At 51.4% G+C, this 18,688-nt stretch carries 14 protein-coding genes; 9 read left to right on the forward strand and 5 right to left on the reverse strand.

The window, feature by feature from the left end:
* Positions 1–46 precede the first annotated feature (46 nt).
* The 8 genes from AC53GJ_RS15125 (at position 47) to AC53GJ_RS15160 (ending at position 11,804) form a co-directional block, all read left to right on the forward strand.
* Positions 47–1,009: an SPM autocatalytic domain-containing protein gene (locus tag AC53GJ_RS15125; protein WP_496728903.1), complete on the forward strand. Its 963-nt coding sequence runs from the start codon at positions 47–49 to the stop codon at positions 1,007–1,009.
* 143 nt (positions 1,010–1,152) lie between these two features.
* Positions 1,153–2,652 carry an Ada metal-binding domain-containing protein gene (locus AC53GJ_RS15130; protein WP_496728905.1) on the forward strand — a complete coding sequence of 500 codons (1,500 nt, stop codon included), beginning with the start codon at positions 1,153–1,155 and terminating at the stop codon, positions 2,650–2,652.
* Positions 2,649–3,362, forward strand: a complete 714-nt coding sequence (locus AC53GJ_RS15135; protein WP_496728907.1) for a methylated-DNA--[protein]-cysteine S-methyltransferase — start codon at positions 2,649–2,651, stop codon at positions 3,360–3,362. Before AC53GJ_RS15130 ends, AC53GJ_RS15135 begins: the two co-directional genes overlap by 4 nt.
* Positions 3,363–3,479: 117 nt before the next feature.
* Complete coding sequence (locus AC53GJ_RS15140) at positions 3,480–4,376, forward strand: pirin family protein (protein WP_496728909.1); 897 nt, start codon at positions 3,480–3,482, stop codon at positions 4,374–4,376.
* Positions 4,377–4,497: 121 nt separating this feature from the next.
* Positions 4,498–5,211 (forward strand): 5'-methylthioadenosine/S-adenosylhomocysteine nucleosidase, encoded by a 714-nt coding sequence (gene mtnN, locus AC53GJ_RS15145; protein WP_496728911.1) that lies wholly within the window; start codon positions 4,498–4,500, stop codon positions 5,209–5,211.
* 7 nt (positions 5,212–5,218) lie between these two features.
* Entirely contained in the window at positions 5,219–6,196 is a 978-nt protein-coding gene (locus AC53GJ_RS15150) for a cobalamin biosynthesis protein CobD/CbiB (RefSeq protein ID WP_496728913.1), read from the forward strand.
* Positions 6,193–10,746, forward strand: a complete 4,554-nt coding sequence (locus tag AC53GJ_RS15155) for an EAL domain-containing protein (protein WP_496728914.1) — start codon at positions 6,193–6,195, stop codon at positions 10,744–10,746. Before AC53GJ_RS15150 ends, AC53GJ_RS15155 begins: the two co-directional genes overlap by 4 nt.
* Positions 10,747–10,955: 209 nt before the next feature.
* Positions 10,956–11,804: a DMT family transporter gene (locus tag AC53GJ_RS15160; RefSeq protein WP_496728915.1), complete on the forward strand. Its 849-nt coding sequence runs from the start codon at positions 10,956–10,958 to the stop codon at positions 11,802–11,804.
* Between the two features lie 23 nt (positions 11,805–11,827).
* On the opposite strand, the gene AC53GJ_RS15165 is transcribed toward AC53GJ_RS15160, so the two are convergent.
* The 5 genes from AC53GJ_RS15165 to AC53GJ_RS15185 all read right to left on the reverse strand — a co-directional run bounded on the left by AC53GJ_RS15165 (position 11,828) and on the right by AC53GJ_RS15185 (position 16,996).
* The gene (locus AC53GJ_RS15165) at positions 11,828–13,042 is read right to left on the reverse strand and encodes an ABC transporter permease (protein WP_496728916.1); all 1,215 of its coding nucleotides are present in this window, start codon (positions 13,040–13,042) and stop codon (positions 11,828–11,830) included.
* Positions 13,043–13,053: 11 nt separating this feature from the next.
* The gene (locus AC53GJ_RS15170) at positions 13,054–14,364 is read right to left on the reverse strand and encodes an ABC transporter permease (RefSeq protein ID WP_496728918.1); all 1,311 of its coding nucleotides are present in this window, start codon (positions 14,362–14,364) and stop codon (positions 13,054–13,056) included.
* On the reverse strand, positions 14,365–15,117 hold the full coding sequence (locus AC53GJ_RS15175) for an ABC transporter ATP-binding protein (protein WP_496728920.1): 753 nt from the start codon (positions 15,115–15,117) through the stop codon (positions 14,365–14,367).
* 17 nt (positions 15,118–15,134) lie between these two features.
* Complete coding sequence (locus AC53GJ_RS15180) at positions 15,135–16,409, reverse strand: efflux RND transporter periplasmic adaptor subunit (protein ID WP_496728922.1); 1,275 nt, start codon at positions 16,407–16,409, stop codon at positions 15,135–15,137.
* 179 nt (positions 16,410–16,588) lie between these two features.
* Positions 16,589–16,996 (reverse strand): phosphate ABC transporter substrate-binding protein, encoded by a 408-nt coding sequence (locus tag AC53GJ_RS15185; RefSeq protein ID WP_496728924.1) that lies wholly within the window; start codon positions 16,994–16,996, stop codon positions 16,589–16,591.
* A 219-nt stretch (positions 16,997–17,215) separates the two neighbouring features.
* On the opposite strand from AC53GJ_RS15185, the gene miaB reads away from it, so the two are divergent.
* The gene (gene miaB / locus AC53GJ_RS15190) at positions 17,216–18,640 is read left to right on the forward strand and encodes a tRNA (N6-isopentenyl adenosine(37)-C2)-methylthiotransferase MiaB (RefSeq protein ID WP_496728926.1); all 1,425 of its coding nucleotides are present in this window, start codon (positions 17,216–17,218) and stop codon (positions 18,638–18,640) included.
* Positions 18,641–18,688: the final 48 nt, after the last annotated feature.

The raw sequence follows: 18,688 nt of genomic DNA on the forward strand, positions 1-18,688 counted from the left end.
CTTGCCGATAACAGAGGTGTTTACTGGTCTGCACCGGAGTTATGTGATGAACATCAATACCGCACAACAACAATTTGCAGTAACAGAACACCATATTAACCAGCAGGGACGAGTTGCACAACGCACTGCGGCCAGCGCTAGTGCCCAAACGGCAGACCCCGCCGAGTCTACGGTATCTGCCAGCCAAAATGAAGAGCAGCAGAACGATGAACTGCAGCCATTCAACGCATTACTGAGTATAGGGGCAGTCAAAAAAATTCTGGAGCAACTTGATAGTGGCAAACTGCTCAGTTGGATTGAAGGATCATTACCGGAAAAACTTTGGGCTAATCAAGCCCAAGCATCCAGCCAAACCGCAGCAGCATCCAATGACAACAGCACAGTCACAGTGGCAGAATGGAGTTACCAGTTCCAGCAAGTGACAGCCAGTTTCACCGGTTCAGCCCAATTAGAGGATGGTCAGTTGCTGCAGTGGTCTTTTGATATTGCCATGCAGTCAGAGCGCTTTAGCTACCACGTACGGCAACAGGCGGCGTTGCAGGATCCGTTGGTGCTTAGTTTAGAACAGACGCCGGTCGAGCTGGCACCAAGCGGCAGTCCTATTGATTTTTATGGCAATGGTGGTCGCCAACAGTTACCCGATTTAGCATCAGGTCAGTTTTATCTGATGCAGGATCGCAATCAGGATCGGCAACTCAATTCTGGGCTTGAACTCTTTGGCCCGGCCACGGGTCAGGGTTTTGCTGAACTGGCAACACTTGATCAAGACCAAAACGGCTTTATCGACGCCCAGGATAGCGCTTGGCAACAATTAGGGCTATGGCGGGCTGACACTGGTTTTCGTGCATTGGCGGATTATCAGCTTGGCGCCCTTTCCACTCAGTCTGCTGCCACCCCTTTTGCGTTGTATCAGGGGGAACAACTTACCGGACGTATCGCCCGCAGTGGGGTCTATCTGACGGAACGTGGTCAGCCCGGTTTAATTCAACAAGTGGATTTAAATATCTAAGCACCGTTAGCAGTCATCGCTGCAACTGAATGCCACGGCGCAAGCTGGCAGACTATTGCCAGCAGCATTCAGTGCCGGATCCGACTAGCCGGAAGATTTTATCTTGTTAAACTAAGCCTATCCGAAATTTAGCGGGTGGCGTCATGCTCAGTCCCATCATTTGCCAGCAAGCCAGATTAAGCCGCGATCGGCGCTTTGATGGCTTGTTTTATCTCGGGGTGAACAGCACTGGCATTTATTGCCGGCCAATATGCCCAGCCAAGTTACCCGCCGAGTCTCAAGTGAGTTATTATCCGACCGCCGCCAGTGCTGCCGCCGCCGGTTTCCGGCCTTGTCTGCGCTGCCGGCCTGATAGTGCTCCCGGCTCGCCAGCCTGGCTTGGTAGCCAAACCAGTTTGCGCCGGGCGTTACAACTCATTGAGCAAGGTGCATTGATTGAAGGTAATCAGCCACAATTAGCCAATCGGCTTGGCATCAGCGAACGTTATTTACGCAAATTGTTTCAGCAGCATCTTGGCGTGTCGCCGCAGCAGTATGCGTTATACCAACAAGTGTTAGTTGCGAAATATTTATTGCATCAGACCGACCTGAGTATCACAGCTATTGCCTTTCAGGCTGGCTTTCACAGCATCAGGCGTTTTAACGCTGCTTTTTTACAACAATTACAGTTAAGCCCAAGCCAAATCAGGCGCCGGCGTATCATAGGAGCGAGCAGTATGCTGACGCTTGAACTTGCGTATCGTCCACCACTCAATTGGTCCTTATTGATTGCTTTCTGGCAACAACGCAGCCTGGATGGCATGGAGTGGGTTCAGACCGCTGCTGAGCGGCCAAGCTATGGCCGGACATTCTGCTGGCCATTGCTCCCAGAGGATCCGGCAATAGCCAGGTCTGGCTGGTTTGAAGTGACGCCACTGCCGGACAGCTGCAGTTTGCAATTAAAGCTGTACTGGCCCTACCCGGACGGTTTGACCCAAGTACTGGCACAAATTCGGCGTTTGCTGGATTTAGATGCCGATCTGCTGACGATAGAACAGCATCTGACGCCGTTATTTGGCAACCAGTTAACCAGCGGCATCCGCATTCCGGGACTCTGGTCCAGTTGGGAAGCAGCGGTCCGGGCTGTGCTGTGTCAGCAAGTAAGTGTTGCCGGTGCCCGTACCCAATTAAACCGCCTGCTGACAGCGCTAGGCAGTCCGTTGCCAGACACCGCAACCAAGCTGCTGTTATTTCCAACGCCGCAACAAGTGCTCGCCAGTGACTTACAGATGCTGAAAGTGCCACAAGCCCGCCGTGATACCTTACATGCACTGGCTGCTGCGGTATTGGCCAATCCTGAAGCGGATCCAACCGACTGGCTGGCGATAAAAGGCATAGGCCCCTGGACTGTGGCTTACAGCAAAATGCGCGGCCTGGCTGATCCGGATATCTGGTTAGCGGGCGATTTGGGGGTACAAAAAGCCTTGCAATTGCAAAGCCCGGATTTTGTGCCGGAGCAACTGGCACCCTGGCGCAGTTATGCCACCTTGCAACTGTGGTTCAGTTTACCGCCCAAGGCAGTCGCAAAGGCTAAAGCGGCAAAACAGCAGGCAGCAAGCGAGAGCACTGAGGCAACAGCGACCATAGCGGAGTGCAGATCATGAGCGCAGCAGCAGTGATAAAGGCAGCCGGGCACAACAGCCACGCCTTATATTTTGCCAGCCCTGTGGCGGGAGAGAGTGTGCAACAACGGCAACTCGCCACCCCACTTGGCCCGCTGCAAATTGTGGCCTGCAGCGCAGGGATCCGTCAGTTGCAGTTTTTATCACCAACGCCGGCGGCTGAACAGCACCTTGCCCGTCAGCAAGCAGTCGGCACAGTGCTTGATGATAGTGCTGAATTGTGGCCGCTACCGCCGCAGTTGACTGATGCCACCTTATCTTTGGCTGCAAGTAAAGCGACTGCGACCATTGCTGCCAGCGCCGAACAGCATCTGCAGGCCGCCGCGACCCAATTACAGCAATATTTTGCCGGTCAGCGTCAGCATTTTCAACTGACGCTGGCACCCGCTGGCACCCTGTTTCAACGGCGCGTCTGGCAATTGCTGGCACAGTTGCCTTATGGCCGGTTTTGTAGTTACGGCTGGCTGGCACAATTATTACAAAACCCGGGTGCCGTCCGGGCCGTTGGCGCCGCTAATGGCCGTAATCCGCTTGCCATTGTGCTGCCCTGCCATCGGGTAGTCGCCGGCAATGGCCGCCTGACGGGGTATGCCGGCGGGCTGGGCCGGAAAAGCTGGTTATTACAGCATGAGCAACATCATCTGGCTGAATCAGCCAGCAACGGCTTTGGCCAACAGCAACTGCCGTTGTAAGCCTGGCAGCCTTGATTCGATTTATTCGAACATTTGCATGGTTTTTTTCCACTGTTCAGCTCAGTTGAAAACAGTTTAACTGCTCACTTTAACCCGAAGTCGCTCAAGTGAGATGTCATGAACGCCATACAAAATAGCAGACCACTGATTAGGATCATTCCGGCACAACAAGTGTCGGATGGCGCTGGAGTGAAAATTCTCCGCAGTTTGGGTTTAACCCAACAATTAAGGCTGGATCCTTTTCTGATGCTGGACTGCTTTGGTTCTGATCAGCCAGCCGATTATCTGGCCGGTTTTCCAGCCCATCCGCATCGCGGTTTTGAAACCGTCACTTATATGCTGGATGGCCATATGCAGCATCAGGATCATCTTGGCAACATAGGTCAGCTCAAATCCGGTGGTGTGCAATGGATGACTGCCGGGCGCGGTATTATTCATTCAGAAATGCCGCAGCAGCAAGACGGCTTGATGCGTGGTTTTCAATTGTGGCTGAATTTACCGGCGGCAGAGAAAATGAAAGCGCCGGCTTATGTCGATTTGACACCAGAGCAACTGCGGCATTTAACGCTGCCAGGCGGCGGTAAAGCCGTGTTGATTGCGGGTGACTTGCAGCTTGGCAGTGGTGAACACTATGCCGGGCCTATTCAGGGCCTGAGCACTGCACCGCTGTATCTGGATCTGCAACTTAAGGCTGCTGAACAGTTAACCATTGCGCTGCCTGCTGACCATCAGGCGCTGCTCTATCCCTTTGAAGGCGAACTGCACTATCAAGGCCATCAATTGAAAAGTCATCAGGCCGGGATCCTCGGTGCTGGCGAAGTGCTGCATTTGCAGGCCGAACAGCCAGTGCGTTTACTGCTGTTGGCGGCACGGCCGCTGGCTGAACCTGTGGTGCAATACGGTCCTTTTGTGATGAACACCGCAGCTGAAATTGAGCAAGCGATCCGGGATTATCAAACCGGCCGACTCACCGATACTGCGGCCGGTACTCTCTCTATCCAGCCGCTGCGCTGAAGATCCTGCGGTATTGGCAGCTTAGGCAACTGTTTCACTGCGCGGCCGGGCTTTTTGGCAGAAAAAACTCGGCAGAAGCAGCGGACTCTTCGTATAATGACGCTTTTTATGGCGGATGAATATGATGCAACTGGTCGGAATTATCGGTGCGATGGAGCAGGAAGTTGCTCTGTTAAAACAACAAATGAACAATATCAGCACAGTCAGTTTTGGCAGTTTTGAATTTTATCGCGGACAATTGCAAGGCTCTGAGGTGGTCTTGGTGCAATGTGGCATCGGTAAAGTGGCCTCAGCCATTGCCACCACCTTAATGATCAGCCAGTTCCAGCCTGATTGTGTGATCAATACCGGTTCTGCCGGTGGCTTTGATGCTGAACTTGCAGTTGGCGATATTGTTATTTCGACCGAACTGCGTCACCACGATGTGGATGTGACAGCTTTTGGTTATGAACCAGGACAAGTTCCGCGTTTACCGGCAGCATTCAGTGCTGATCCGCGGTTAATCCAGGCGGCACAAGAATGTATCGACAGCCTGGGTTTTTGCCAGACTAAAACAGGCCTCATCACCACCGGTGACGTGTTTATGTGTGATCCAGCCAGGATTGCCGCCACCCGTGCCACCTTCCCAACGATGTTGGCAGTGGAAATGGAAGGCGCAGCTATCGCCCAGGTCTGTCATCAATTGAACACCCCTTTTGTGGTGATCCGCAGTTTAAGCGATATTGCTGGTAAAGAGTCACCCACCTCTTTTGATGCCTACCTGGAGGTTGCGTCCCGTCACAGCTGCGCTATGGTATTAGCTTTATTGCCAAGATTGCAGCAAATCGAGTGCTGAGCCTGCTTTGTTAACCCTGCCTCTGAACTGGCTGGAACTGCTGCAACAACCCATGTTGCAGCAGCCGTTACTGGCGTTGTTGATGATCCTGCTCAGCACCTTGCTGCCACTGCCAGCCAGCTATCAACCGCTGCAGCTGTTTCGCTTAGTCGCAGTCGCGATGGCGAAAAAAGTCAATAAACCGGCTTATTCTGCCGGGCAGTTGCTGTTATCAGGCACTCTGGCGTTGCTGCTGCTGTGGTTACCTGTGTTGGCGCTGGCTAGTGCTTTTGCGCAGTTATCGCAATGGCCGGACTTGTGGCAGGCATTGCTGTTGTACTGTTGTCTGGATTGGCAACAACAAAGGCAACAAGCACTGGCCGTCAGCCAGAGTCTGGACAAACAACAACTGAATTTAGCCCGTGATCAGTTACAGCCGCTGCTATTACGGCAAACCCGCCAGATGTCTGCCGTTGGCCTTAGTAAAGCTTGTATCGAAACTCTTAGTTTGCGCTTTGCAAAACAATGGTTTAGTGTTTTGTTCTGGTTTATGCTAGGCGGTGGTATTGCCGCACTGGCCTATCGGCTGTTGCAGGAACTGCAACAATGCTGGAATCCGAAACTTACGCAGTTTCAGCACTTTGGCCAGCCTGCGGCCAGTTTAGTCCGGCTACTGAGCTTTATTCCAGTCGTTATATGCGGTACTTTAATCGCGTTATTACGGCAATGGCGGGCAAGCTGGTTGTATTTCCGTTTTAGCCAGGATGGTCAACTACAGTTACCGCAACGCTGGTTGTTGGCAGCCAGCAGTGCCGCTCTGGCCCGAAATTTAGCCGGTCCATTGTATTACGGCAACGAAAAACAGCGGCGGGTTCGGATCGGGCCCGCCACAGAACCACAGAGTAGTGATATCAGAATATGGCTGAACCTATGTCGCCAGCTCCAAGTCGCCAGTTTTATGCTGATAGCCAGTGTCTGGTTATTACTGCTGGTATCTACCTTGTGAGCAAGACGCTGTTATTGCTCAGTTCCATCTATGCACTCTGCCGGCATCCTCGTTACAGCCTGCTGGCATGCTTGTTGCTGCTGCCAGGCTTGTTACTACCGGCGTCAGCACTACAGCCTTTGCTGGTGCCACTGACCACAGAACAGGGCTTATCCCGCGGCACCATCAACAAGTTATACCTTGATAAGCAAGGATTTTTGTGGATAGCCACCAGTAATGGCCTGAATCGCTTTGATGCGACCCGCAATCAGGTGATCCAAAGCAGCGAGCATGATATGACCGAGCTTAATTTCGGCACCGTGTTCGAAGACAAAACCGGCAAGTTATGGGCGGTCGCCAGCAACCTCGGCTTATTTCAGATTGATAAAACCAGCGGCCAGTCCAAACTGGTGATGGCGCTGGCGTCTTTACAACAGCCGGAACAACCGATGTTATACGATGCCATCAGCCTGGATGCTGAGCATCTGCTGCTGGCCATCAATAAAACCGTCTATCGTTTCCACATTGCCAGCGCAAAATTAGCCCCTATTTATCAGTTGCCTGAACTGAATGCCGGTTTTCACCGCATCCGGCAGCTCTGGTTACATCAGCAACAGCTGTTGATTGGCACCAGCAAAGGTTTATTTCACTATGATTTACATCAGCAGCGTGGTGGCAGTATTGTTCTGGGTGGCAGCGACGAGCCCAATATCAGCCAAACCATTCGTCAGTTATATCCATGGCAGCAACATCTTTATATCGCCACCAGTAACAATGTCTTCAGGTTCGCACTGAGCGACTTGTCGAAGCCGCAGTTGCCAGCCGCAGCATTGCTGTTTTCTGATTTGACCGTGGTGCAGATGCTACAACACCAGCAGCGATTATTACTGGCAACTCAAAAAGGTCTGTTTCAGTGGACAGAAACCCAGCAGCAGCCCGAATTAATCTGGCGTTTTAGCCAAAGTAATCAGCAAATCAGTTCTGAATTGATTGTGGATTTGGTCGCCACTGAAGACGGCGGTTTGTGGCTGGCCAGCCGTGACGATGGCGCTTATTACTGGCATCCGCGCAGCACCAGTTTCCGTCACCTCGATTTGCGCCAACCACAAATGACGCCCTCAGAGCAGATCAGCATCAGTCAAAGCGCTGTACTGACAATAGCCACTGGCCTGCAGCAACAACTATGGCTGGGTGGCTTTCAAGGCTTAAAGCAGCTTGCTCCCGACAGTGATACCCTGACAGACATCCGGCTTCCAGCCGAACTGCCAGCCAAATTTGGCCGCTCTATTAACCGGATTTTTCCAGCAGCAGATGGCAATCTCTGGCTGAGAACTGGCAGTAGCCTGTTCTTGTTCTCACCGACCACAGGCCAATTTTTACCAGCGCCGTTACAAGACCCGACTCAGGCTGCCGTCTTAACCGATAATGCGCTCGGTCACTGGCAAGATCCGACCGGGGCTTTCTGGTTTTACAATCTGGAAAATTATTATTATTACCAACCCGCCAGCGGCGAGTTAAAAATTCTGCCCGGCTTAAGAGAGGTACTGCCGATTAAACTGGCAGGCCGATTCCTCGGCTTGTTACCTGACAATCCGGACAAAATGCTGTTGACCGCAGCGGATCAATTATGGCTGTATCAAATCAGCGACGGCAGTTTGCATAAAGTTTTTGAAGCCGCGCATTATCAGCCGGGTCTGAACCGCTATGCCGATAAATTCAGTATTGATCCACAAGGCACCTTGTGGCTGACCTTTCCGGGCTTGGGTCTGCTGGGTTTTGACAGCAAAAATCTGGTGCTGCGATATCACTTCCACGATGAAAATAAACTGTTGAGTAATATCGTCTTTGCCAACCAGATTGATGACTATGGTCATTTATGGTTTGCCGGGAACTACGGTTTATCCAGGCTTGATACCCAGAGTCTGCGGATTGAACACTTCAGTAAAAAAGATGGCTTGGCCAGCCATAATTTCAGCTATGGCGCCAGTGGCAAACGGGCCAATGGTGAGTTGATCTTTGCCACCAATATCGGCCTGACGCTGTTTGACCCGAAACAACTGATGGAAGAGCCAAGCCCGCCAGAAGTCGTGATCACCGCCATCCACGCCATGAATGAGCAGGTCAGCAACAGTCTGGGTGATATCACAGGCCAGTCTTTTACTTTTAGTCACGAAGCGATGGGCATTGAAGTGCAGTTTTCTGCGCTGAATTTTCGCGACAGCGGTAAACTGAACTACAGATTCAGCTTAAACGGTGCCCAGCAACTGGCTTATCCGGAACAAAGTGTGCCCTCGGTGGTGTTTCCACAACTCAAGCCGGGTGACTATACCTTTGAAGTGGTGGCGGTGTCGCCGATGACCGGGATGGAAAGTAAACCTGCCAGCATCCAGATCCACATCACCTCAGCGCCCTGGCGCTCGCCACTGGCGATTGGCAGTTATTCAGCGGCAGCCTTGCTGTTATTGCTGTTGTGGTTACGTAGCAGCAGCCAGCAGAAACGTTTGTTAGCCAGCGCCCATAAAAAACTGCAGGCCAGCGAACAACGCTTAAAACAGGCGTTGGAAGCGGTCGACAGCGGCGCCTGGGAATGGCATGCCAATAAAAACAGTATGTATGCACTGCGGGTGCACAGCATGCTGGGTTATAACGAAGAACTGAATCCGCTGACGATGCAACAACATTTGTCCTTGATCCATCCGGACGATCGCGACAACTATCAACAAGCCTGGCAACGCTTTCTCAGTGCACCGGAGAAAGGCTTTGATCACACCTACCGGATGCAGCATAAAACCAATGGCTGGCTCTGGTTTCGTGATATTGGCAAAGTCACCGAAATGTCTGACAGCCAGAAAATTGAACGTGTGCTTGGGACTTACAGCAATATCACTGAAACCCGCGCCACCAAAGAAAAAGCCCGCTTATTTGGCGAAGCCTTCCAACAGACCCGCGACTGGGTGGTGCTGTTAGATTTAGAACAACGGGTGATTGCCGCCAACCTGTCATTTAGCGATGTATTTGGCAACATGGACGATTATCTCAGTACCCCCAGAACGCATGAGCTGGGCATCAGTTTAAGCAGACGGCGTTTTTATACCAAAATGCTGGCGTCCATGACCGTCAATCAGCACTGGCAAGGCGAAGAAGTGGTGAAGACGCCGGACGGCACCGAGCGCCCGACCCTGATCAATATCACTGCGGTGGGTGATGATCTACAGGTCGATTTTTTTGTGCTGGTATTCACCGATATCACAGCGCAGAAACAAGCGGAAGAAGAACTGCGTTATCTGGCCAGCTACGATATGCTGACCGGCCTGCCTAACCGCGCCCTGCTGATGGACCGGATTTATCACGGCATCGAAAAAGCCAAACGCGAACACCGCTCCCTGGCGCTGTGTTTTATCGATTTGGATAAGTTTAAACAAATCAATGACAGTCTAGGCCATGATATTGGCGACCAACTGCTGAAAAAAGTGGCCAAACGCCTGACCGATACCCTCCGACTGACCGACTCTGTCGCGCGACTGGGCGGTGACGAGTTTGTGGTGTTACTTGAAGGTTATAAAAATAACGACAATATCAGCCATGTGGCACGCAAAATGATTAAAACCATCGGCGAACCTATGCAACTGGGCGCCCATACCGTGAGTGTGTCGCCCAGTATCGGCATTGCCATTTATCCGGAAGATGCGCACGACGCCAAAGAATTACTGAAACACGCCGATGTCGCGATGTATCATGCCAAAGACAGTGGCCGCAATAATTTCCAGTTTTTTATCAATGAGATGAATGAAAAAGCTTATATGCAGTTGGCCAGGGAAACTCAGTTGCGCAGCGCTTTTAGCCAGAATGAATTTATCAATTATTATCAACCTGTGTATGACAGCCGCACCCAACAAATGGTCGGAGCCGAAGTACTGATGCGCTGGCAAACGGCGCAGGGTCTGGTGCCACCGGCGGAATTTATCCCGCTGGCGGAAGATTTACGCTTAATTGTACCGATGACCCAATTGCTCCTGGAACGGGCACTGACCGATCTGCAGCACTGGCATCAGCAGGGTTATCCGATTTATCTGTCGGTGAATTTATCCACCCGCCATCTGGAGCAGGAAGATTTGGCTGAACAAACCGCCAACCTGTTGAAAAAATTTGCTTTACCGGCCAGTTGTCTGAAATTTGAAGTGACTGAAAGTGCGCTGATGGAAGACCATCAAAGTGCGATTGCCACTATGCTGGCGCTGAGTGAACTTGGTGTGCAATTGGCGCTGGATGATTTTGGCACTGGTTATTCATCGTTAAAATACTTAAAAGAACTGCCAATTGACGCCATTAAAATCGACCGCAGTTTTGTCAAAGATATTGGCATCGACAGCAATGATGAAACTATCATTGACGCTATGCTCAGTATGGCCAATAGCCTTGGTATGTATTGCATTGCCGAAGGCGTGGAAACCGAGCAACAACTGGCCTTTTTCAGCCAGCGCCAGTGTTTTCTGATCCAGGGTTATTTATTTGGCAAACCAATGCCAGCCGCTGAGTTACTGATCCGGCTGGCCGAAGAAGCAGCCATGTAAATGACAAACGGTCGGACTCGACACGGCATAGCTAGGGCGGTCCGACATGAGCTTCTCTCAAGGTTGCATTACCGCAAGTTCAAATAACCGGCCAACGCGCAAGGCCCTACCGGCTAGAGGCTAAGACAAAATAAAGCAGGCCAGGCCGGACAACCAGCAACAGCTCTGCTAAAATCCGCGCCTGTTGTAGCCTCTGATCATCGAGACGGATGAAACCTTTATATCTGGCAGCTGTGCTGTTGTTATTTGCTGAAGCCTGTTTTGTTGGCATTGGTGCGCTGGTCAAACTCAGCAGCCTGCATGCCTCTGAAGCCCAGGTGGTGTTTTTCCGCAACTTTTTTGCCCTCTTAGTGATGATCCCCTGGATCCTGACACAAGGTGTGCAGATCCTGAAAACCCGCCGCTGGTATTTACATTTAAGCCGTGCCACTACCGGCATTATCTCGATGTATTGCTTCTTTTATATCATCGGCCAGTTGCCGCTGGCACAAGCCATGCTAGTGTTGCTGTTATCACCTTTTGTCGTGCCAGTGATCGCGTATTTCTGGCTAAAAGAACGGCCTGGACCTTTGACGTTGCTGGCGATAGTGCTCGGTTTTTGCGGTGTTTTCCTTGGTCTGCCGCCACTAGGCGAACTCGGCAGTCCCGTCATCTTATTGATTGGCTTATGCTCAGCCATTTTAGTGGCACAAACCAAAACCACCATCCGCTATATGTCAGACACTGAACCTGCCGCCCGCACAGTATTTTATTTCTCGTTATTAACCGCCATTATTTCTTTTGTGCCGGTGCCCTTTTACTGGAACCCGCTGCCTGACAGCGCCTGGCTGGCTTTTGCCGGCATGGGCGTGCTGGCTGCAGCCGGTCAAATGGCCATGACCAAAGCTTATTCGTTAGCGCCCGCCAGTGAAATTGGCATCTGGACTTACAGCAGTATTGTGTTTGCCGGTTTGTTTGGTTACCTGTTCTGGCAAGAACCCGTCACCCTTGCATGGGGCGCCGGGGTGTTACTGATTTTTTACGCCGGTTATATCAGCAGCCGGCAACGCTTGTTGTAAGCGCGGCCGGCGGCAATACCAGTTCAAACGCTGCGGGTGGCGGTGGCAGGCGCAATAGCCGCCGCTTTACGGGCCGGATAAAACACCGCCAGTTGGCCCACCACATACAGCACCAGCGCTCCGGTGAGCAACAAGCCTGGTCCCAGCGGTGCCAGTTGAAATTTGCTCACCAGCCAGATATTCAGCCCAATCGCTGCGCCAATCCCCAGCACAATCCCCAGAGTGCTGATTAGCAGATTTTCCAGCATAAAATAACGCATCACCTGCAACCGGGTCGCCCCCAGCGCCCGGCGGGTACCTATTTGTTTTTTGCGCCGGTTAATACTGAACATGGCTAAGCCAACAATGCCAAACGCGGTGATCAATGTCAGTAACACAATGACAAACAGCAGAATATTATTCAGTGCCTGATGACTGCGATAGCTATCCTGCCGGGTTTGCTCTAAGGTGGTCAGATTACGGATAATGCGGTTTTTGTCCGCATTGGCCAAGGCTTGTTCAATCACCGGCATCAGTTCATCACGCCGGCCCGGTTCAGTGCGGATCAGATAACGGCTGTTGCGGTTTTCCAGTTGTACCGGCACCAGCATACTGCGCTCGACACCGTTCCAGCCATTCCAGGGCGCCTGTAAGGTTTTAATGATACCGCTGACCTGCATCGGCTGCTGCTCATTAATGTAGACTGTTTTACCAAGGGCAGTTTCCCAGTCATCCGGAAATAAACTTTCTGCCAGCGCCTTGCTGATCAGCACCTTGGCTGGCCAGTCATCAGAGCCACTGCTGCGCCAGAGTAAATCGGTGTTTTGGAAATTTTCACCGCGAATCAGCTCAACTCCGAGCGTGTTCAGGCCGTGCTCGTCGACCATATAAACCGCACTGCCGGTGATATCTTGGCCAGCGCCTGGTTTGAGTTGCAGCACCATAGACCAGCCACTACCACTCATCGGAATCGCATTGATCTGCACTGCATCCACCACCCCAGGCACAGACCGGATCAGTCGCAAATCAGCATCCACACTGGCTTTAAACTGATAATTGTCGCCAAACACGGTATTGGTCAGATAAAACAGATGAGCTTCATCCAGTCCGCTTGCTCTGGCCATATCCTGACTGCGTTGTTGCATCATAAAAATGGCATTTACCATAATGCTCAGCGTCAGCGCAATTTGCAGTGCAATCAGCACAGCACCGACTTTCTGCCGCCATAACGCCCGTAACATAGGTCCTAGTTCCAGCATTGCAGCGCTCCTTATTGGCTTTTTAATTGTTGCGATGGCTGCACACTACAGGCGCGCCAGGTTGGATACAGGCCAGCCAGCAGACTGGATAACAGCGCCAGCAGCAAGGCAAGTGCCACCATAGCCCAATCAAGTTGTGCCAACCCTTTCATGCTATCGCCATATAACAGCTGCACGCCCTGCAAACCCAGCCAGGCCAGCAACAAACCGAGTAAACCGCCTGCCAGACCAATACAACCCGCTTCTGTCAGATACTGGGCAAACAAGTCGCGCCGGCTGGCGCCCAGTGCCTGACGCAGACCAATTTGCGGAGCCTTGCTCAAAAACTTCGCCAACAACAAGCCGATGGTATTCAGTAAACACACCAGCAGGAATAGCAGCGCCAGCACCATCATTAAACTGGCGTCTTCTGTCACCACTTGCTGTTGCTCCAGCCACTGCATCACAGCACTGAGCCTGTTGTTCAGTGGCCGCCCAAAGCGACCCAGTTTTTGCTGCTCCTGCACATAAGCGGTCAGAAAACTCAGATAATCTTGTTGCTCCTGCTCATTACGCAGTTCAACCCACAGCTGAGTCCAGATACATTCCGAACTCAGAAAAGCCTGAAAACCGGCGCCACTCGGTTTCCAGCAATTGGTATTGCCGCTGCGGCCAAGCTTTTCCTGGGTGATTAAACTAAAAGGCAGAAACAACTCTTCAGTGTCATCAAAAGCACCGGTACTGATATCGTAAAAACGCGGGCTGGGTTGCCAGTGTGCCAATACGCCTACCACCTGATAATAATCGCCGGCAATCTTCACTTTATTGCCAACCGAGTTAGCACCGCCAAATAAACGTTCGTTCAGGGCCTGACTCAACACCACCACTTGCTGCTGTTTTTCATCTGCACTGCGATCCCAGCCACTGCCGTATAAAAACGGCGTTTCAAACATAGTGAAAAAATCCGCACTATTGGCGCGGCCAGCAATCTGAAATGGTAAGCTGTCTTTGCTATCCGATTCCACCACAGCGCTGATCTGCGTTTGCACCACCTGGCGAAAGGCTTTTTGTGCCGCCCACAGCGCAGTCGCATCCTGATAAGTCAGTTGATCCGGCGGCGAGCCATCCTCATCAAAGCCATCATGCGGATCCCAGCTATCCAGTTGCACATAAAACAACTGGCTACTTTTGGCCGGAATAGGATCAGCCGACATTAAATAGTTCACAGTGATGGTGGTCATGGCGGCCCCGATGCCAAGCCCAATCGCCAGCACCATCAACAGACTTAACCCAGAGCTTTGCCTGATACTGAGCCAGGCCAGACGCAGATAATAACTGAACATTTAACGCACTCCTGCCAGTTGCACAGCGCCAGTGCGGCTGGTCACCTGTGACGCAGTTTCAGCCAACTGCTGCTGACTGCTGGCCTGAGTCAGCTCTGAGACCCGACCGTCTTTAATCAGAATTTGCCGACCAGCACGTTGCGCCAGGCCATGATCATGCGTCACCATAATGATGGTGGTGCCCTGGCGGTTAATATCTTCTAATAAAGACAACACACTTTGCGCCATCTGACTATCCAGATTGCCGGTTGGCTCATCGGCCAGTAAAAATCTGGGGCTGGTCGCCAGCGCTCTGGCAATGGCCACCCGCTGCTGCTGGCCACCTGATAACTGACTGGGTAAATGTTTCATTCTTGAAGCCAGTCCGACCAGCTCCAACTGTTGCTCAATCCGACGTTTCCGCTCGGCGGCGGCAAAGCCGCGATAACGCAGCGGCACATCGACGTTATCAAATAAATTCAGCTCAGGAATTAGATTAAAACCTTGAAAAATAAACCCTATTTTTTGATTACGCATTTTCGAGCGTTGCGAGTCTGACAACTGACCGACGTTGTCGCCATCGAGTAAAAACAAGCCTGAACTGGCCACTTCTAATAAACCAGCAATGTTCAAAAAGGTGGTTTTGCCAGAACCTGAGGGGCCTGTCACACTGACAAAATCGCCTTCGTTGACCTGTAAGTCGACCTCACGTAACGCATGGGTTGACACTTCGCCGGTATGAAAAACCTTGCCTAATTGTTTCATTGTTAACATAAAAATTCCCCGGATTATTATTGGTTGAGCTGGATTTGACTGGCACCGCGGAAAATATCAGTACCGGATATAATGATTTGATCACCTTCACGCAGACCACTCAGCACCTCGACGGCGGCTAAACTGCGCGCACCGAGCGACACCGGGGTTTTAATGGCAACACCGTTTTGCACTTTGTAAGCAAATTGACCGTTCGAACTTTCCAGAAACTGGCCACGCGCGACCTGCAGAACCGCATCCCGTTGCTCGAGCAGAATACGGCTGGCCAGCCGCTGACTTTGCCGCAAACCTGGCGGCGCTTGTTGACTGAAACGGACCCGGCCTGTCACCTGGTTGTCAACAATTTCCGGCGATACACTGACCAGACTGGCGGCATAAGTCTGTTGGTCCAACGTTACTTCCACCGGTAAACCTATGCTGAGGTCATCGGCATAGTTTTCCGGAATAGCCAGTTCCACTTCAAACTGACTTAAATCCACCACCGACAACAACAATTGGTTTTTACTCAGGTAGGTTTTGTTTTCCACCGCCAGGTTGCCGATGATGCCATCCACCGGCGATTGCACTTGCAAACCAGACACCTGACGCTGTATATTCGCCACCAATAGCGTTTGCCGTTCTAATTCCTGCGATAAGGCGGTCGATTCAAACTCCAGACTTTCTTTATTCAGCCTGGCATCTTTGACGGCATGGGCATGTTGCAATCTGGTATTGTGCAGATCATCGGCGGCTTTTTCATGATCCAACTGGCTGATCGCTTTGACTGCAAAGCCCTGCTCAGCCCGCCGTTTTTCCCGTTCAGCTGTGGTCAGCGCCACCAGCGCCAAGTCCACCGCTTTTTGATCCAACAATTGCTGTTTGCGCGACTGAATTTTTTGCCGCGCCAGCCCGGTGGCCAAACTGCTGAGACTGGCTTGTTCTTGTTTCAGTTTGCTGTCCAGTTCCGGACTTTCCAGCGCCGCAATCACATCGCCTTTTTTCACTGCGGTACCGGCTTCGGCAAAAAAGCTGACGGTGCCATCCGCCGGGGCGTATAACTTTGGACTGACCGCCGCCACGACTTTGCCCTGGACGGATAAATCCCGGATAAAAGGCGCGGTTTTTACTTGTTCTATTCTGAGCCTGGCTGCTGAAACCGACATATCGGAAGCCTGCCAGCGGCTGAGATGTGGCCACAGCTGCCAACTGGCCAGCGCCAGCAACAAGCCAGCCGCTGTCAGTCCAAGCGGCAACAGACGGGACTTGGGTTGAATTCGAATTTCATCCTGGGCACTGGGTTCGGTAATTTTCATAACGGCTCCTTTGACTGATGTTGATTCAGTCGAAGCTGGCATGAAAATGGTTTACTGGCGGGGAAAAAAAATTTTTGTGGTTAGATAGACAGAAAAAATCCCCGGCCACAAGCAGCGCGGTCAGGGATTGGGAAGTTGGCAGGCAGTCAGAGCTGCCACGGGAAAATCAGCAGAAGAAATTAAAAGCTGGCCAGCACTTTGACAGACTCAGTGACCGCAGCCTTATCGACATAACCAATCAAACTCGGATTCTGACTGATTAAGGCAATCATCTCAGCATCAGACTCGACTTCTTTGGGTGGCGAGCCTTTGCCGGTAAAAACCAATTTCGACCAATAGGCTTTCATTTGACTGCCGGTTTTATTCAACACTTTGTCATTAAACACATTCGTCGCCGCACTGGCCTCCACCTGCGCCACCGGCACCACAGCTTTGCCATCCGGAAAGGTTTTACTGCGACCTAGGTAAATTTTCGAAATATCATCTGTCGTCAGCGTCACTGTATTTGAAGGATGCACCACGATGGCTACTTCGGCCAGCGCCTGAGCGCAGAATAACAACGCAGGCAATACCAGATATTTTTTCATTATCGACTCCGTTTCCACTTCGCTTACCAAGCATTGTAGTAGAGGAAAATCAGTTCGCTCAGGAAAAACAGCAAGATAACGAAAAAAACTGCCTTAAGGGCAGCGTCTCGTTCGAATGTTATCCAGCTTTTGCAGTGCAGGATGCTGGCACTTGCCGGACAGCTCGGGTAAAATGCCAGCCCTTTTGTAGTTGACGACTTTTACAGGCAAGAATTTAGCATGAGCAAAAAGCTGCACATTAAAACCTGGGGCTGCCAGATGAACGAATACGATTCATCGAAAATGGCCGACTTGTTGGATGCCACTCATGGCTATACACTGACCGAAGAGGCAGAAGAAGCCGACGTCATTCTGCTCAATACCTGTTCGATCCGCGAAAAAGCCCAGGAAAAAGTATTTCATCAGTTAGGTCGCTGGCGACCACTGAAAAAGAAAAACCCTAATTTAATCATTGGGGTTGGTGGCTGTGTTGCTTCACAAGAAGGTGCATCAATCCGTGAACGCGCGCCTTATGTTGATATTATTTTTGGCCCGCAAACCCTGCACCGACTGCCAGAAATGATTAATTCCGTCAAAGGTGACCGCTCACCTGTGGTCGATGTGTCTTTTCCTGAAATCGAAAAATTTGACCGTCTGCCGGAGCCAAAAGCTGACGGCCCGACTGCCTTTGTTTCGATCATGGAAGGTTGCTCTAAATATTGTACTTTCTGCGTGGTGCCTTACACCCGTGGCGAAGAAGTCAGCCGTCCACTGGATGATGTGTTGCTGGAAATCGCCCAACTGGCCGATCAGGGGGTGCGTGAAGTCAATCTGTTAGGTCAGAACGTGAATGCCTACCGCGGCGAAACCCATGATGGTCAGATTTGCCACTTCTCTGAACTATTACGGCTGGTTGCTGCTATCGACGGCATTGACCGTATTCGTTATACCACGTCGCATCCAGTTGAATTTACTGACGATATTATCGAAGTCTATCGCGATATCCCGGAACTGGTGGACCATTTGCACTTACCAGTGCAATCGGGTTCAGATCGGATCCTGACCTTGATGAAACGCAATCACACGGCACTGGAATACAAATCAAAAATTCGCAAGCTGAAAAAAATCCGGCCGAATTTAAGTATGTCGTCTGACTTTATCATTGGTTTTCCGGGTGAAACAGCAGAAGATTTTGCCCAGACCATGGATCTGATCGCCAGTATCGGTTTTGATATGAGCTTCAGCTTTATCTACAGTGCCCGCCCTGGCACGCCAGCGGCAGACTTGCCGGATGATGTGTCAGAAGATGAGAAAAAGCAGCGTTTGTATATTCTGCAGGATCGGATCAATCAGCAATCGTTGCAAATAGCCCGCAGCATGTTGGGTTCGGAACAACGGGTATTGGTTGAAGGTCCGTCGAAAAAAGATTTGATGGAACTGACTGGCCGTACCGAAAATAACCGGGTAGTGAATTTTGAAGGCACCCCTGATATGATTGGTGGCTTCGTCGACGTCCGGATCACCGATGTGTTTACCAATTCACTGAAAGGCGTGGTGGTTCGCACGGAAAAAGACATGGGGTTACGCCGCGATGTATCACCGCAGCAGATCCTGGCCCGGCAGCCAAAAGCCGATCCACTTGGGGTACAAAGATTTCAGCCCTGAGTTCGCATAAGTTTTACAGAGGCTGTCAAACCTAGCATCAGGACAGCC

Source organism: Rheinheimera sp. B2H12 (assembly GCF_059620065.1).

What these genes read in the sequence shown, in the direction of transcription:
- AC53GJ_RS15135 (WP_496728907.1), top strand. Translation starts at nt 2,649, where the DNA reads ATGAGCGCAGCAGCAGTGATAAAGGCAGCCGGGCACAACAGCCACGCC.
- mtnN (WP_496728911.1), top strand. Translation starts at nt 4,498, where the DNA reads ATGATGCAACTGGTCGGAATTATCGGTGCGATGGAGCAGGAAGTTGCT.
- AC53GJ_RS15160 (WP_496728915.1), top strand. Translation starts at nt 10,956, where the DNA reads ATGAAACCTTTATATCTGGCAGCTGTGCTGTTGTTATTTGCTGAAGCC.
- AC53GJ_RS15185 (WP_496728924.1), bottom strand. Translation starts at nt 16,996, where the DNA reads ATGAAAAAATATCTGGTATTGCCTGCGTTGTTATTCTGCGCTCAGGCG.
- AC53GJ_RS15170 (WP_496728918.1), bottom strand. Translation starts at nt 14,364, where the DNA reads ATGTTCAGTTATTATCTGCGTCTGGCCTGGCTCAGTATCAGGCAAAGC.
- AC53GJ_RS15175 (WP_496728920.1), bottom strand. Translation starts at nt 15,117, where the DNA reads ATGTTAACAATGAAACAATTAGGCAAGGTTTTTCATACCGGCGAAGTG.
- miaB (WP_496728926.1), top strand. Translation starts at nt 17,216, where the DNA reads ATGAGCAAAAAGCTGCACATTAAAACCTGGGGCTGCCAGATGAACGAA.
- AC53GJ_RS15165 (WP_496728916.1), bottom strand. Translation starts at nt 13,042, where the DNA reads ATGCTGGAACTAGGACCTATGTTACGGGCGTTATGGCGGCAGAAAGTC.
- AC53GJ_RS15130 (WP_496728905.1), top strand. Translation starts at nt 1,153, where the DNA reads ATGCTCAGTCCCATCATTTGCCAGCAAGCCAGATTAAGCCGCGATCGG.
- AC53GJ_RS15140 (WP_496728909.1), top strand. Translation starts at nt 3,480, where the DNA reads ATGAACGCCATACAAAATAGCAGACCACTGATTAGGATCATTCCGGCA.
- AC53GJ_RS15180 (WP_496728922.1), bottom strand. Translation starts at nt 16,409, where the DNA reads ATGAAAATTACCGAACCCAGTGCCCAGGATGAAATTCGAATTCAACCC.
- AC53GJ_RS15125 (WP_496728903.1), top strand. Translation starts at nt 47, where the DNA reads ATGAACATCAATACCGCACAACAACAATTTGCAGTAACAGAACACCAT.